Origin of the sequence: Pseudomonas fildesensis (genome assembly GCF_001050345.1) — a bacterium.
GTDB classification, from domain to species: domain Bacteria; phylum Pseudomonadota; class Gammaproteobacteria; order Pseudomonadales; family Pseudomonadaceae; genus Aquipseudomonas; species Aquipseudomonas fildesensis.
Genome location: NZ_LFMW01000009.1, coordinates 36187 through 50930 on the forward strand (window position 1 = coordinate 36187; position 14744 = coordinate 50930).

The following is a 14744-nucleotide window of genomic DNA, read 5'->3' on the forward strand; positions in this document are numbered from 1 at the left end:
GACGCGACGCTTTGTCGCGCCTAGTCTAAACACTGATCAATCCGCCGGTGGTACTGCCCCATGAACGCCAAGCGCCCAGCCTGCACGGCGCCCGCCCCTGAAACGCACGCGCACGTCGCCAGCCAGAGCTACCAGTTTTGTAACCTCGAACACACTGAAGTCGCGAGCACTGCGTTGGCGGAAGAAGTGGCATTGGCGATTGCCTACAACGACATCAGCCAGGCCGTGATGCTGGTGACGCCGACGGACCTCGAAGACTTTATCGTCGGTTTCAGCATCGGCAGCGGCATTATTGCCGACGTTAGCGATATTTATGACCTGAAACTCAGCGGTTCTGGCTCCACCCAGTACGCTCAGGTACAGATCTCCAGCCGTGCCTTCTGGAACCTCAAGCAGCAGCGCCGCCAATTGGCCGGCACCAGCGGTTGCGGTTTGTGCGGTGTGGAAGCGGTGGAACAGGCATTGCCGGACCTTAAGGTACTGCCCGGCTCGCCTCTGCCGCCCGCCGAATGGCTGGACGGCCTGCGCCAGCGCATCAGCGCGTTCCAGCCCCTGGGCCAGTACAGCGGCGCAGTGCATGCGGCGGTGTTCATGAACAACCAGGGCGAACTGCTGCTGGGCCGCGAAGATATCGGCCGGCATAACGCTCTCGACAAGTTGATTGGCGCGCTGATCCGCCAACAAATCCCGACTGATGGCGGCCTGGCGATTGTCACCAGCCGTTGCAGCCTCGAATTGATCCAGAAAGTCCTGCGCGCGGGCATCCAGACCCTGGTCAGCCTGTCGTCGCCCACCGGCCTGGCCCTGCAATGGGCGCGCCGGCACAACCTCAATCTCATCCACCTGCCGCAGAAAAGTGCGCCGCGGGTCTACAGCCCCGCGATGGAGTACCAGCCATGAGCAATCACCACCAAGCAGACCAAACCCCGACCCCGCGCTACAAGCCTTACAAAGGCCCGGCGGGCGGCTGGGGCGCACTGATCAGCGTGGCGCAGGCGTGGCTGACCAGCGACAACGCACTGAAAAATCTGCGCATGATGCTCAAGACCAACCAGAACGGCGGCTTCGACTGCCCGGGCTGTGCCTGGGGCGACTCGCCGGAAAGCGGCATGGTCAAGTTCTGTGAAAACGGCGCCAAGGCGGTCAACTGGGAAGCCACCAAACGCCGTGTCGACGCGGCGTTCTTCGCCAAACACAGCGTCACCGCGCTGCTGGAGCAAAGTGACTATTGGCTGGAATACCAGGGCCGACTGACCGAGCCGATGCGCTATGACGCCGAGACCGACCGCTACACCCCCGTGAGTTGGGAAGCGGCGTTCGACCTCATCGGCAAGCACCTCAACGCGCTGCCCAGCCCGGACATGGCCGAGTTCTACACCTCGGGCCGCGCCAGCAACGAAGCGGCGTACCTGTACCAGTTGTTCGTACGTGCCTACGGCACCAACAACTTCCCGGATTGCTCGAACATGTGCCACGAGGCCAGCGGCGTGGCCTTGGCGCAAAGCGTGGGCGTCGGCAAAGGCACCGTGACCTTTGATGACTTCGAACATGCCGACGCGATTTTCGTCTGGGGCCAGAACCCCGGCACCAACCACCCACGCATGCTCGAACCGCTGCGTGAAGCGGTGAAACGCGGCGCCCAAGTGGTGTGCATCAACCCGTTGAAAGAGCGCGGCCTGGAACGCTTCCAGCACCCGCAACACCCGCTGGAAATGCTCACCAACGGCGACAAGCCGACCAACACCGCCTACTTCCGCCCCGCACTGGGTGGCGACATGGCCATCCTGCGCGGCATGGCCAAGTTCCTGCTGTTGTGGGAACGCCAGGCCCAGGCCGAAGGCAAGGAAGCGGTGTTCGACCACGATTTCCTCAACGAACACACGGCCAACGTGCTCGATTACCTGGGTAAGATCGACGACACCTCCTGGGATGAAATCGTCGCTCAGTCCGGCCTGCCGCTGGTCGAGATCGAGCAGGCGGCACGCATGTACGCCAAAGGCAAGAACGTGATCATGTGCTGGGCGATGGGCATCACCCAGCATCGCCACTCGGTGCCGACCATCCAGGAAATCGCCAACCTGATGCTGTTGCGCGGCAATATCGGCCGCCCCGGCGCCGGCCTGTGCCCGGTGCGTGGTCACAGTAACGTGCAGGGCGACCGCACCATGGGCATCAACGAACGCCCACCGGTGGCGTTCCTCGACTCGCTGGAGCGCCGCTTCCAGTTCCAGGTGCCGCGCACAAACGGTCACAACGTGGTGGAAGCGATTCACGCCATGCTTGAAGGGCGTTCCAAGGTGTTTATCGGCCTGGGCGGCAACTTTGCCCAAGCCACCCCGGACAGTCCGCGCACCTTCGAAGCGCTGCGCAATTGCGACCTGACCGTACAGATCAGCACCAAGCTCAACCGCAGCCACCTGATGCACGGTAAAGACGCGCTGATCCTGCCGTGCCTGGGCCGTACCGACATCGATATCCAGGCCGAAGGCCCGCAGGCCGTGACCGTGGAGGACTCGTTCAGCATGGTCCACGATTCCAACGGCCAATTGCAGCCGCTTTCGAAGCAGATGAAGTCGGAACCGGCCATTGTCGCCGGCATCGCCGCCGCGACCCTGGGCAGCAAGCCGGTGGACTGGAACTGGCTGGTGGCGGATTACAGCCGCATTCGCGACCTGATCGCCGACACCATTCCGGGCTTCAAGGATTTCAACGAGCGCCTCAAACACCCCGGTGGTTTCTACCTGGGTAACTCCGCCGGCGCGCGCCGCTGGAACACCCCTTCGGGCCGTGCCAACTTCCGCGCGAATATCCTGCCCAAAGACCTGATCCACGAACGCACTCACGCCACGGGCCGCATACCGGACCTGATCATGCAGTCGATGCGCTCCCACGATCAGTACAACACCACCATTTATGGCCTGGACGACCGCTACCGTGGCGTGAAAGGCCAGCGCGACGTGCTGTTCGTCAACGAAGCCGACATCATCCGCCTGGGCTTCAAGCCAGGGCAGAAAGCCGACATTGTGTCGTTGTGGGAAGACGGGCGTGAGCGCCGCGTGAAGGGCTTTACCTTGCTGGCGTTTGATATTCCGGCGGGGCAGGCAGCCGCTTATTACCCGGAAGTGAACCCGCTGGTACCGCTGGAAAGCACCGGGGATGGCAGCCATACGCCGACATCGAAGTTCGTGGCAATTCGCCTGGAAGCGGCGAGTGACAATGGGTTGATCATGGCGCGTTCGGCCTGACCTGATCGTTCCCACGCTCTGCGTGGGAATGCCGCACTGGACGCTCTGCGTCCACTTTTTTGAAGGTCGTGACGCGGAGCGTCACAGGATGCATTCCCACGCGGAGCGCGGGAACGATCCTCCAGGCATAAAAAAGGCCGCTTTTGCATAAAAGCGGCCGTTCCGAAGTAACTAAAGACTCGCAAAAATAACTTAAGTTCCCTAGTAAAAACAGTAACTTATAGAATTGTGTACAACTCGTGTTACTGGTCGGATTTCTATTGTCACAATGTCGACACAGCCTCAGGATCGCGCCGTCATCCTCCTGAGGTCTCTCTATGAAGTTCTCCTCGATTCTCTTGTTGTCCCTTGGCCTGGTCAGTGGCGCAGCCATGGCCGGTGGCACCACCGAAGCCGGTGTGGGCGGCGCATTGGGCGGGGTTCTAGGCTCGGTTGTCGGCCAGCAGATAGGCGGCAACACCGGTTCGGCCATTGGCGCAGCCCTGGGTGGCGCAGGCGGCAGTGCGGTCGGCGCTGACAAGCGCAGCCGCGGCGAAGCCGCCATCGGTGGCGCGCTGGGCGCAGCCGGCGGCAACGTAGTGGGCCGTAGCATGGGTGGCAACACCGGCAGCCTGATCGGCGCAGCCGCAGGCGGTGGCGCGGGCGGCGCACTGGGCAACTACATGGGCAACAAGAGCGATGACGACGACCGTGGTTATCGCGGCCGTGATAACCGTCGCTATGACCGTGACGACCATCGTGGACGTGGTCATGCCTATGGCCATCGCAAGAACGAGCATCACTACCGTCACCGCTGATTTCTCATTGTAGGAGCTGGCTTGCCGGCGATGGCGCTATTAAGCGCCTACGCCAAGTCCGAGGAGCTCATCGCCGGCAAGCCGGCTCCTACAAGGTGAGCAACCGCTGCAACGCCTCGCGCAACATCCCCGGGATCGTCACCGGCTGGTTCGACGCCCGATCCACAAACACATGCACAAACCGCCCCGCCGCACAGGCGTCTTCCTCGCCGGCCTTAAACACCGCCAACTCATACTGCACCGAACTGTTGCCCAACTTGCCCACCCGCAGGCCAATTTCAATGCGGTCCGGAAAGGCAATCGACGCGAAGTAATCGCACGCCGAACTCACCACAAACCCCACCACCTCGCCGTCATGGATATCCAACCCGCCCTCTTCGATCAGGTAGGTATTCACGGCGGTGTCAAAGAAGCTGTAGTAGGTGACGTTGTTCACATGGCCGTACACATCATTGTCGTGCCAGCGCGTGATGATCGGCTGGAAGTGACGGTAATCGGCGCGTTGGGGCATTGAGTCAGGCATCGGCAAGTCTCGTCAAATGTGGATTAAAGGTCCTGCAAATGAGCGTCGGCCCACTCGCGCACCTCGGCGTAGGGATAGTCCTCCAGCGCAGCAAAACCAGGAATGCCCCGCGCCTTCAACTTGGTAAACAACGGCACGCTGATACCGCCGAGGAACCGCGTCAGCCGGTCGGCAGCGGGCAGATGGCCCGTGTGCTCATGATGCCTGTGGATAAAATCACCGCACAGCCCCATGAAGTTTTTATCCACAAGCGGTGGCAGGCTCGGCGGTGGCGGTAAATACGCAACTTGGCCGTGGCACACCGAACAATGCCCGCAGCGCAGCGGCGCGTTTTCATCACCGAAATACTGTGCCAGACGCTGCCCAAGGCAGTGCTCGGTGGCGAACAGATCGAGCATGGCGTGAATCCGCGCCACCTCCGTCACTTCATGCTGCCTGAAGCCTGTGTATAACTCGGCACTCAGCACCTGTGGATCAAAGTCGGTATTCAGCAGGCTGTAGACCTCGGTCATCTGCTTGCTTTCCAGCTCGATCAGGCCCTGCTCCTGGAAATAATCCAGCGCCTTCACCACCCGATTACGTTCGGCGTTGTGCTGTTGATAAAGCGCGTCGAAATCCACCGTCGCCCAGGTTTTCGCACGCTTGCACACCTGGATGATTGCAGCGACAAACTGCTGCCGTTCACCGGAAAACCGCGCCAGCAAGGCCTCGGGCTCGATCAGGTACTTGAAGCGGTATTCGGCATAAAACGCATAGCGCGGTGCGATCACGCCCTTTAGCTCCAGCTGAACCAGCAGCGTCTTCAATGGCAACTCGCGGATATTGCTGTGGTCCGACAGCGACCTCAGCAAAAACTCCCACTGACCCTCGCCCCGCGCCGCCTGCAACTCCTCCAGCACACGGCGAATACCCTCCTGCTCAGGCGTATCGCCGTACACAAAGTTTTCCAGCACATTGAGGCTGTCGCGGTTGGCTAAAACCAGGCAGTCCGAAGGTTGGCCATCACGCCCCGCACGGCCGATTTCCTGGCTGTAGTTCTCGATAGATTTGGGCAGGTCAAAGTGCACCACGTTGCGGATGTCACTTTTGTCGATGCCCATGCCAAAGGCAATCGTGGCGACGATGCAATTGGAGCGCCCACCCATGAACCGCTGCTGGATGCCCTCGCGTTTATCGTGGGGCAACCCCGCGTGATACGCCTCGGCCTGGATGCCGTTGCGGTTCAGGTGCTCGGCAATCTGCTCGGCGGTTTTTTGCAGGGTGACGTAGACGATGCTCGGCTGATTCGCCCGCTCGTTCATCCACTGGACCAGCCGACGGCGCTTGTCCGCGCCGCTGACCGGCTCCACCAGCAGGTTGAGGTTGGGCCGGTAGAAGCCCGTAGTGATCACATCGTCAGGCGCGATGGCAAACTTAGCCTGCATGTCGGCGATCACCTTGGGCGTCGCCGTAGCCGTCAACAACAACGCCTGTGGGATATTGAACTGGCGCTGGTAGTCCGGCAGCTTCAAATAGTCCGGACGGAAGTTGTGGCCCCACTCGGAAATGCAGTGCGCCTCATCCACCACCAGCAACGAGATCGGTACGCTTTGCAAAAAGTTGCGGAAGCGCTCGTTCTTCAAGCGCTCCACGGAAATCATCAGGATTTTCAACTCACCCGAGCGCGCCCGGGCCATTACGTCATTGGCGTCCTCACGGCTTTGCGCCGAGTCGATGCTGCCCGCCGAAATACCGTGGCGCTGCAGGAAGCCAAGCTGGTCCTGCATCAACGCCAAAAGCGGCGACACCACCACCGTCAGGTGCGGCAGCAACACCGCCGACAGCTGGTAACACAGGGACTTGCCCGACCCGGTCGGAAAAATTGCCGCGGCCGAACGCCCGGCCAGCACGGCGCTGACGGCCGCTTCCTGACCCAAACGAAACTGTGGATAACCAAAGACCTGCTGGAGGGTGTCGTGCATAGGCTGTCACTCCATTGACCGCTGAATGTGGCTTAAAAACATAGCCCGTGAATCTCAGCGAATCGAGAAAGGTCGCAAGGAAAAAAGAGACAGGATGATACACAGGGTGCAGCAATGGCCTTGGGCCAAATGTGACAAGTTCGAACGCAGTTGTAGGAACACTACAAACCAAATGAGGGAGGGGCGGTGCGACGATTCGGTTTGCTCCCGATTACGGTGTCTCAGTCAAATTGATGTCGACTGTCACACTGCCATCGGGAGCAAGCCGAATCGTCGCACCGCCCCTCCCACATTTTAGAACTGCGCTACAGCTTAATCAGCGGTTCTGTACCCGCTCAATCGCCGTGTCATACACCGGGTTGGCCTTCTGTTCCTTGGCCAACTGGTAATGACGCAACGCATCGGAGAACTGCCCGGCTGCTTCGTAGATTCGCGCAATGTTGTAGTAAGCGCCTGCACGCACGGTCGCTGCATTGGCGCCCGTGGCGAGGGCAATGGCCTTGCGGTTGGCCCAGATCGCCTCGGCAGTGTTGCCGGCCTTCTGATATGCCAGACCCAGGTTGCCGTAGGCCTTGCCGAAGCTATTGTCCAGGTCGATGGCCTGACGGAACAGGTCGATGGCCTGGTCCAGGTTGCCGGCCTTGTAAGCCGCTTCACCTTTCAAGTTCAGACTCTTCGCATCGGCTTGAGCGGAAGAGCTGACAGCTACCGCCGTGACCGCAACGCTGTCATCCAGCAACGGTTTGACTTCGTTAAGCACATTCGCAGCATTCACCGTCACGCCGCTGAAGGTATTGATGTCCTGGAAGTCGCCGCTGCCGGTCATGCGGAACACTGTCCACAAGTTGCCGCTGCGGTTCTGTGGCACGTAATAAGTGCGCACCAGCGACTGGCCCATGTACACAAACACCTTGGCTTCGCTGTTGGACAGTTGACGCGAGGACGGATTGCCGCCGTTGGAGTAGTCATGTACGGCATACACATAGCTTTCGCCGTAGTGTTTTTTCTGCAGGGTGATGGTTTCCGGGCCGTAGCTGTCGGTGTCATCCACATCCAACTCGGCATCGGTGCCGTTCTTGTTCTCGAAGTAGATGTTGTTGCCGGGGAAAATCATGTGGGAGTCGAGGTCTGACGGCGTCTTGCCCCAAGTCAGCACGACGCGCAGGCCGTCGAGGTTTTCCATCACCGGGCTGATGGCGTAAGTCATGCCCTTGCACGGGCACTTCACCACCAGGTTGGAGAAGCCAGGCTTCTTGATGATCAGCAAATTACTGGCGTCATCGGCGGCTTCGCTGGTGAGGGTCACCTGGCCTTGCGCGTTGGTGCGGCCCACCACGTTCTGTGCGCCGTTGCGTTGCAGCAGCACCTCGGCATCGGCGATTTTCTGATCCTTGACCACGGCGCTGAGCACTTCAATCGGCAACTGCTCGGCCTGGATTGAAAAAGCCACCGCACACAATGACATCGCCGAGGCTACACGAAGCAAACCCATGCTTAACTCCCTTTAAGTAGTGGGCGGAAATCGCCCTACAAGATTTTGCGGTGAAACATACGCTGAATTCAGGGTATTGGCTGAATTTTTGTACAAAATGTGACGAAGTTTTCATCAGTAGATTGCGAGCAACTTATCGTTGCGCACGCTCCGCGTGGGAATGCCGCCTGGGGCGCTCCGCGTCCCGCCATCCGTGTAAGGCTTAAGCCTTCGGCACTGGTGACGCGGAGCGTCACGGGATGCATTCCCACGCGGGAGCGTGGGAACGATCTGAATCGGACTGTTAGCTGAATTTTTGAACAGCGTGTAACGTGGTTTTAGAGTACTTGGCAACATGCCAAGATCAGCATTTGCCTAAGAAGACTGCTCCGTGGAAGAAACGACGGTTAAGCACAAACAGGCTCACTACAAGAAAATCCAACGATCCAATTACCTGGCTAGCCTTCGTCTGGATGGGTTCGATACCCAACCGGCTGATGTCGACAATCCCCTGCCGACCCGAGAGGCCGTCCTCGCCAAGTACCGCACCGCCAAAATGCATCCCACTGGAAGCAGCGAATATTGATACGGTGCATCGGTAGACCTATCAGCAACTGATCGTTCCGCACGCTCCGCGTGGGAATGCCGCCTGGGACGCTCTGCGTCCTGCCATCCGCGCACGGTTTGAGCACTCGGTACTGGTGACGCAGAGCGTCATGGAATGTATTCCCACGCGGGAGCGTGGGAACGATCTGATCGCCTTCTACGCACCAATTTCACCGACCCCCATCCTCTCGTCATAGACACCGAAGCCAAAGCCGAAGACATCCAGTCCGCCGCACATCAACGCATCCGCGCTGCCACGGACCTACTGGAAACCTTCTCATGCCTGACCTTCGAACACGCCGACCTCAAAGACATTTCCCACATCACCAACGCCCTATACCTGCTCGTCCAGGATGGCTGTGATTTGCTGGAAGCCGCGCAACACGTACAACTGCACCCTCCGCAACCAAACAGCTAAGCAACACCCTTTGAGCGGTTGAACGCCCGAAATTCGCTGCCAAGCTACAAATGCCGGAAACCTCTGTAAGAAATTGCCAAACACTGCGCCATCCTCTTCCCAAACTGCTTCAAAGACCCGCTCAACCCTCTATAGAAATTACCTGCAGCTGACTGAAAATGGCGTCCTCTCAACCGTCTCGGCAAACACCCTTGAACATCGGAAGGACTCAACACGTCGGCCACTACGGCGTCATCTTCACAGTGATTCGCTTCACTGTTATGCCCGGCCTATGCCTGCTGGAAGCAAAAGCCGCAGTGCAGCAGGTTCGCGATCAGATACGCTGCCTTTACCAAAAAATGCTGGCTAGAGATTTGCCATGCGAGATATCGGTCGCAATTTCTTATCCATTGAGATGGAGTCAAGCCGATCGGTTAAACGACCAAAACATCCTCATCAAACAAATAATTTCCAGAGCTGTTGCAGCGCCAGGAATTGTTATTTCGACAGTAACTGCAGGCTTCGTTGGTAATACGATTTCCGGCAAGCTTCGCAGATATCACGCTGGAGACATCATCATCGGTCTGGATGCCAATGTGAGAGGAGGCATAGGACCGCAACGGTCAACACTCTCAACACATATCTACTCGGACGAGCCCTAATCACATGGCCCTGTACCTTCAATCCGCCTTTTTCCTCGTGATCTATTTGGTGCTGCACTACCAAATTACTGACCCCATGCTCAGAAAGCGCTTCGCGGTTACATTTCTCGCAACAGGCCTTACTTTGACATTCGTACTGCCCTACGTAGCGGTATTCCTAAGAATGCCCCTCTTAACTGTCTTCGTATTCTTGATAGGCTTGGCACTCTTCATCACCCGAAACACATACCGCCTCCAACGCAACCATCCCCCTCACCCACTCCTGCGTGCACCCACCATGAACCTGGCCCCCAACTTCCCCGAAGACCCTGTCATGCAGCAGCTTCTGCAACTGCTGCACGAAGAAATCGGCCTGCCGAAACACAAGACCCTCCGCCTGCAAACCTCGATCAACTTCGACCTCGGCTGCAACGGCGCCGAAGCCAAGCAGCTGGTTGAAGCGCTGGAGCAGGATTTTGCCGTCGACCTGGGCGACTACGACGCTTATCGTTACTTCCACCCGCCGGTTTTCGACGTCTTCCTCAAACGCCGAGCCAAAGGGCGTGGCGACAAGGTGCCCTTGACCATCGGCATGCTCTACCTGGCCATCAAAACCCACAGCTGGGACACGCAGACGCTGGAAAATTTGAGCTAAGCAAACAGCGACTCCAGGTACACCGAAAGTCAAAATGTGGGAGCGGGCTTGCTCGCGATAGCGGTGAGTCAGTCAATTATTTTCTGACAGAAAAAACGCTATCGCGAACAAGCCCGCTCCCACATTAGAGCTGCGCCAGCCGGGCCAAACACACACATAACGAGGACCTTACATGGACGTAACAATGGGCCTGCTAGCCGCCCTGCTCTGGGGCGGTACGGATTTCCTAGTGGGCCTCAACGCCCGAGCCGTGGGCGTGAAACGCGCGGTGTACTTCGGCCAAGCCCTCGGCTTCCTGATCATGACGCTGCTGCTCGTCATCTTCCCGTCCGTACTCTTCAAATCCCTCGACGCCTCGTCGAGCGTCTGGCTAATGGGCATTGCTGCGGCGCTGTTCACCGTCTCCGGCGCCCTTGCCCTGTCCAAGGCCTTCGCCCTGGGCAAAGCAGCCATCGTCGCGCCGCTGGTAACCTCCTACGGCGTCGTCACCACGCTGCTGTCCTGGACCAGCGGCGAACACATCAGCTTGATCCAACTCGGCTGCATCGTCCTGTGCGTCATCGGCGTAATCCTCTCCAGCCTCCATAAAGACAACGGCGTCCCCCACAACAGCTCAAACCGCGCCATCGCTTACGCCATGCTCGCCGCGCTGCTGTACGGCACCAGCTTCTGGCTGCAGGGTCGCTACACACTGCCCGCGCTGGGGCCGATCACCATGTTGTGGCTGGGTTATCTGGTGGGCTTGTGCGTACTGGTGGTGATGGTGCTGAAGATCAAGGACGGCCTGAAAATCCCGCCGCTGAAAAACTGCGCGACGTTGACCGGTGCGAGCTTGATGAACCTGGGCGGGTTCTCGGCGTTTTCGTGGGGGGCGATGGCGGGGTCGGTTTCGGTGGTGACGGTGATCAGTACGTTGTCGGGAGGGATTGCAGCGATTTTGGGGTTTGTGTTTTTCAAGGAGCGGTTGTCGGCCGTGCAGGTGCTGGGGGTTGTGCTGGTGCTAATTGGCGCAGTGGTTTTGCACATCGCACACTGACCTATCGACCACAAAAAAGCCGCCCACTAGGGGCGGCTTTTTAACAGCGACCGAATCTTACAACTTCGGACCCGCAGCCTTGATCGCGTCACTCACCTCAAACTTCTTGAAGTTCTCCACGAACAACCCCGCCAGCGCCTTAGCAGCCTCATCGTAAGCAGCCTTGTCAGCCCAGGTGTTACGTGGGTTCAACAGGCCTGTCTCAACGCCTGGCACAGCCAATGGCACGTCGAGGTTGATGGTGTCGAGGTGTTGGGTTTCAGCACCGATCAACGCGCCGCTCTGGATCGCTGCGATGACGCCGCGAGTGGTCGGGATGTTGAAGCGTTTGCCGACGCCGTAGCCGCCACCGGTCCAGCCGGTGTTGACCAGGTAGACCTTGGAGCCGAAGCCGCGGATGCGCTTGATCAGCAGCTCGGCGTATTCGCCGGCCGGGCGTGGGAAGAATGGCGCGCCGAAGCAGGTGGAGAAGGTCGACTTGATGCCGCTGCCGGAACCCATTTCGGTCGAGCCCACCAGTGCGGTGTAGCCGGACAGGAAGTGGTAGGCCGCTTGTTCTTCGCTGAGGATCGAGACGGGCGGCAGTACGCCGGTCAGGTCGCAGGTCAGGAAGATCACAGCGTTTGGCTCGCCGCCCAGGTTCTTCTCGGAACGCTTGGCAACGTGCTCCAGCGGGTAAGCGGCGCGGCTGTTCTGGGTCAGGCTGACATCGGCGTAGTCGGCGTGCTTGGCCTCATCGATGACGACGTTTTCCAGCACGGCGCCGTGTTTGATGGCTTTCCAGATGACCGGCTCGTTCTTCTCGGACAGGTCGATGCACTTGGCATAGCAACCGCCTTCGATGTTGAAAACCACGCCTTCGCCCCAGCCGTGCTCGTCGTCACCGATCAGGTAACGGCTTTCGTCGGCGGACAGGGTGGTTTTGCCGGTGCCGGACAGGCCGAAGAACAGGGTCACGTCGCCTGCTTCGCCAATGTTGGCGGCGCAGTGCATCGGCAGTACGTCGGAAGCCGGCAGCAGGAAGTTCTGCACCGAGAACATGGCTTTTTTCATTTCACCGGCGTAACGCATGCCGGCGATCAGCACTTTCTTCTGGGCGAAATTGAGGATCACGCAACCGTCGGAGTTGGTGCCGTCACGCTCTGGCACGCACTCGAAGTTGGCCACGTTGAGCACTTGCCACTCGTCACGACCGGCCGGGTTGTACTCGGCCGGGTTGATGAACAGGCAGCGACCGAACAGGTTCTGCCAGGCAGTCTGAGTAGTCATCTTCACGGCCAGGTAGTGGTCTTCTGCAGCCCCTACATGCACGTGGGAAACGAAATGCTCTTGCGCGTTGTTGAATGCCTCGACGCGAGCCCACAGGGCGTCGAACTTGTCGGCCGGGAACTTGCGGTTGATCGGGCCCCAGGCGATTGCGGCCTGGGTGGAAGGCTCTTCAACGATGAAACGGTCAACTGGCGAACGGCCGGTACGGTGACCGGTCTCTACGACCAGCGCGCCAGTATCGGCAAGCACGCCTTCACCGCGCTGCAGGGCTTCTTTGACCAGATCGTCAACACTCAGATCGGTGTATACGGCGTTATTGGCTTGCGTCATGAGGTTCCCCGTCGGCCTATGGCCGAGTGCTCCAAACGTTTTGTAGTAGAAAGTTGCGCACTACTACCGCGAAAAAAGTGGGCCGGATTATGCCAGAAAAGCCCAAAAAGAGTAGGGCCCTCCCGTCAGAACAGCGCTAATCCGGCATTTGTCAGGTGATTTACCTGTGCTTAAACGTTTTAGTGGCGGGTATCGGAAGGGGTATCGATGCCTGCGCCGGCGAATAATTGGGCGACATCGGCGGAATCGAACAGGTAGCGCTGGTTGCAGAATTGGCAGTCGATCTCGATATTGCCACCGTGTTCCACCACCAGGTCCTGCGCATCTTCCAGGCCCAGGCTGACCAAGGCATTGGCCGAACGCTCGCGCGAGCAGCTGCAACGGAAACGCAGGCCCTGCGCGTCGAACAGGCGCACAGCCTCTTCGTGGTACAGGCGATGGAGGATGGTTTCGTTGTCCAGGCCCAGCAACTCTTCAGCGGTCAGGGTACCGGCCAGGGCCGTCAGCTTGCGCCAGCTGTCGGTGCGTTCATCGTCGTCCTTGATGCGGTCGGCCGGCAGTTGTTGCAGCAGCAGGCCACGGGCGCGCTTGCCGTCGGCGTTGAGCCAGAACTTGGTGCCGACTTGCTGGGACATCACGAAATAGTTGGTGAAACAGTCCGAAAGGGTCTCGCCGTCGAGGTCGACAATACCCTGGTAGCGCTGGCCTTCTGTCGGGTCGACGGTGATCGCCAGCACGCCGTTGGCCATCAGGTCGGACAGGGTGGCGTCCGCAGCGATCAAGTCGGCGTCGTAACGGGCCAGGCCACGGATTTCGCGCTCGCTGGAGCATTCGATCATCAGCATCGGGACCGGGCCTTCAGAGCGGGCCTGCAGGATCAGCAAACCGTCGAACTTCATGGTGCCCACCAGCAGCGCTGCCGCCGTCATCAGCTCACCGAGCAGTTGCGCGACCGGCTCCGGATAGGGGTGCTTGGCGAGGACTTCGGCATAGCTGCGCTCCAGCGAGACCAGTTCGCCGCGGGCGTCAATGTCGTCGAAGAGGAAGCGCTGGGTGAAGTCGGTATCCGGTAGATCAGTCATAGGTCTGGGTATCTGAATTGATGACAAATTGATTACGAGGTTTATAGAATTAAACGCTTTAGCACCATTTTGGTGCGGCTTTCTCCTGAAAACAGAGAGCTGAATTGAGCGATGAGGGACAGTTTATGAACAATCCGGGTTTGTTCCAAGCCAAGTGGAACCTCCGGCGATGGGCGCTTTGCAATTTACTCGCTATCGGGCTGCTGTGTTTTTGGCTGTGGCCCGCGGGCCAGATGCTGTGTGTAATTTTCGACGAGTGGCTGTTTCATCTGCTAAATGACCCTTTGGCGAGCAACTCGACATGGCTGCACCTGTGGGCCGTGGCCAGTCTGCGGCCGTTTGATGCGGTGGTCGGGATCATTTTGCTGGCGCTGCTGATTCGTGGCGACTGGGTGTTCAAGGCCATGCAGGTGCGTCAGGCGTTCTTTGGCTTTCTTGGCATTCTGCTGCTGTTGTTGTTTATCCGCATGCTGTTTTCCAAGCTCGCGGCGCACATGGGCTGGCAACACAGTAGCCCGTCGATGGTGATCAGCGGGGCGATTCAGATGAGTGACTACTTCCCAGGGCTTGAGAAAACCTGGGAGCTGAAAGACCGCTCAAGCCAGAGTTTCCCGGGCGATCACGCCTCGGTGTTGTTGATCTGGGGGATGTTCATGACGGTGTTTGCCAAACGGATCTGCCAGGTGCTGGTCGGTCGATTGAGCGTCGTAAGAGCACCGCAATAACCTGTG

General features: G+C 59.1%; 13 protein-coding genes and 1 pseudogene. 9 read left to right on the top strand and 5 right to left on the bottom strand.

Features of this window, described 5'->3' with window-relative positions; genetic code table 11:
- Window positions 1–60: 60 nt before the first annotated feature.
- From fdhD to ACR52_RS14605, 3 genes are all read left to right on the top strand, one after another.
- Window positions 61–900: a formate dehydrogenase accessory sulfurtransferase FdhD gene (fdhD, locus tag ACR52_RS14595; RefSeq protein WP_048725296.1), complete on the top strand. Its 840-nt coding sequence runs from the start codon at window positions 61–63 to the stop codon at window positions 898–900.
- Window positions 897–3245 carry an FdhF/YdeP family oxidoreductase gene (locus tag ACR52_RS14600; protein WP_048725297.1) on the top strand — a complete coding sequence of 783 codons (2349 nt, stop codon included), beginning with the start codon at window positions 897–899 and terminating at the stop codon, window positions 3243–3245. Before fdhD ends, ACR52_RS14600 begins: the two co-directional genes overlap by 4 nt.
- Before the next feature lie 317 nt (window positions 3246–3562).
- Window positions 3563–4042, top strand: a complete 480-nt coding sequence (locus ACR52_RS14605; RefSeq protein ID WP_048725300.1) for a glycine zipper domain-containing protein — start codon at window positions 3563–3565, stop codon at window positions 4040–4042.
- 88 nt (window positions 4043–4130) lie between these two features.
- On the opposite strand, the gene ACR52_RS14610 is transcribed toward ACR52_RS14605, so the two are convergent.
- The 3 genes from ACR52_RS14610 to ACR52_RS14620 form a co-directional block, all read right to left on the bottom strand.
- The gene (locus ACR52_RS14610; RefSeq protein ID WP_048725302.1) at window positions 4131–4565 is read right to left on the bottom strand and encodes an acyl-CoA thioesterase; all 435 of its coding nucleotides are present in this window, start codon (window positions 4563–4565) and stop codon (window positions 4131–4133) included.
- 23 nt (window positions 4566–4588) lie between these two features.
- Entirely contained in the window at window positions 4589–6526 is a 1938-nt protein-coding gene (locus ACR52_RS14615; RefSeq protein WP_048725304.1) for a RecQ family ATP-dependent DNA helicase, read from the bottom strand.
- Between the two features lie 316 nt (window positions 6527–6842).
- Window positions 6843–8018: a tetratricopeptide repeat protein gene (locus tag ACR52_RS14620; RefSeq protein ID WP_048725307.1), complete on the bottom strand. Its 1176-nt coding sequence runs from the start codon at window positions 8016–8018 to the stop codon at window positions 6843–6845.
- Between the two features lie 370 nt (window positions 8019–8388).
- Here ACR52_RS14620 and ACR52_RS29445 point away from each other — a divergent pair, with 370 nt between their 5' ends.
- The 5 genes from ACR52_RS29445 (at window position 8389) to ACR52_RS14640 (ending at window position 11332) form a co-directional block, all read left to right on the top strand.
- Window positions 8389–8583 (top strand): YhfG family protein, encoded by a 195-nt coding sequence (locus ACR52_RS29445; RefSeq protein WP_082143155.1) that lies wholly within the window; start codon window positions 8389–8391, stop codon window positions 8581–8583.
- A 135-nt stretch (window positions 8584–8718) separates the two neighbouring features.
- Window positions 8719–9021: a hypothetical protein gene (locus ACR52_RS14630; RefSeq protein WP_048725311.1), complete on the top strand. Its 303-nt coding sequence runs from the start codon at window positions 8719–8721 to the stop codon at window positions 9019–9021.
- Between the two features lie 191 nt (window positions 9022–9212).
- Entirely contained in the window at window positions 9213–9662 is a 450-nt protein-coding gene (locus ACR52_RS29450; RefSeq protein ID WP_082143165.1) for a hypothetical protein, read from the top strand.
- A gap of 277 nt (window positions 9663–9939) precedes the next feature.
- Window positions 9940–10296: a DUF1493 family protein gene (locus tag ACR52_RS14635; protein ID WP_048725313.1), complete on the top strand. Its 357-nt coding sequence runs from the start codon at window positions 9940–9942 to the stop codon at window positions 10294–10296.
- Between the two features lie 184 nt (window positions 10297–10480).
- On the top strand, window positions 10481–11332 hold the full coding sequence (locus ACR52_RS14640; protein ID WP_048725316.1) for a DMT family transporter: 852 nt from the start codon (window positions 10481–10483) through the stop codon (window positions 11330–11332).
- Between the two features lie 57 nt (window positions 11333–11389).
- On the opposite strand, the gene ACR52_RS14645 is transcribed toward ACR52_RS14640, so the two are convergent.
- Both ACR52_RS14645 and hslO read right to left on the bottom strand, forming a co-directional pair.
- Window positions 11390–12931 carry a phosphoenolpyruvate carboxykinase gene (locus ACR52_RS14645; protein WP_048725318.1) on the bottom strand — a complete coding sequence of 514 codons (1542 nt, stop codon included), beginning with the start codon at window positions 12929–12931 and terminating at the stop codon, window positions 11390–11392.
- Window positions 12932–13110: 179 nt separating this feature from the next.
- Window positions 13111–14013 carry an Hsp33 family molecular chaperone HslO gene (gene hslO / locus ACR52_RS14650; RefSeq protein WP_048725320.1) on the bottom strand — a complete coding sequence of 301 codons (903 nt, stop codon included), beginning with the start codon at window positions 14011–14013 and terminating at the stop codon, window positions 13111–13113.
- Window positions 14014–14138: 125 nt separating this feature from the next.
- On the opposite strand from hslO, the pseudogene ACR52_RS14655 reads away from it, so the two are divergent.
- Window positions 14139–14705 (top strand): annotated as a pseudogene (locus tag ACR52_RS14655) (phosphatase PAP2 family protein); the annotation flags it as partial.
- Window positions 14706–14744: the final 39 nt, after the last annotated feature.

Excerpts from the sequence above, each read along its gene's own strand:
- fdhD (WP_048725296.1), top strand. The coding sequence starts at position 61 with ATGAACGCCAAGCGCCCAGCCTGCACGGCGCCCGCCCCTGAAACGCAC.
- ACR52_RS14600 (WP_048725297.1), top strand. The coding sequence starts at position 897 with ATGAGCAATCACCACCAAGCAGACCAAACCCCGACCCCGCGCTACAAG.
- ACR52_RS14605 (WP_048725300.1), top strand. The coding sequence starts at position 3,563 with ATGAAGTTCTCCTCGATTCTCTTGTTGTCCCTTGGCCTGGTCAGTGGC.
- ACR52_RS14610 (WP_048725302.1), bottom strand. The coding sequence starts at position 4,565 with ATGCCTGACTCAATGCCCCAACGCGCCGATTACCGTCACTTCCAGCCG.
- ACR52_RS14615 (WP_048725304.1), bottom strand. The coding sequence starts at position 6,526 with ATGCACGACACCCTCCAGCAGGTCTTTGGTTATCCACAGTTTCGTTTG.
- ACR52_RS14620 (WP_048725307.1), bottom strand. The coding sequence starts at position 8,018 with ATGGGTTTGCTTCGTGTAGCCTCGGCGATGTCATTGTGTGCGGTGGCT.
- ACR52_RS14630 (WP_048725311.1), top strand. The coding sequence starts at position 8,719 with ATGTATTCCCACGCGGGAGCGTGGGAACGATCTGATCGCCTTCTACGC.
- ACR52_RS14635 (WP_048725313.1), top strand. The coding sequence starts at position 9,940 with ATGAACCTGGCCCCCAACTTCCCCGAAGACCCTGTCATGCAGCAGCTT.
- ACR52_RS14640 (WP_048725316.1), top strand. The coding sequence starts at position 10,481 with ATGGGCCTGCTAGCCGCCCTGCTCTGGGGCGGTACGGATTTCCTAGTG.
- ACR52_RS14645 (WP_048725318.1), bottom strand. The coding sequence starts at position 12,931 with ATGACGCAAGCCAATAACGCCGTATACACCGATCTGAGTGTTGACGAT.
- hslO (WP_048725320.1), bottom strand. The coding sequence starts at position 14,013 with ATGACTGATCTACCGGATACCGACTTCACCCAGCGCTTCCTCTTCGAC.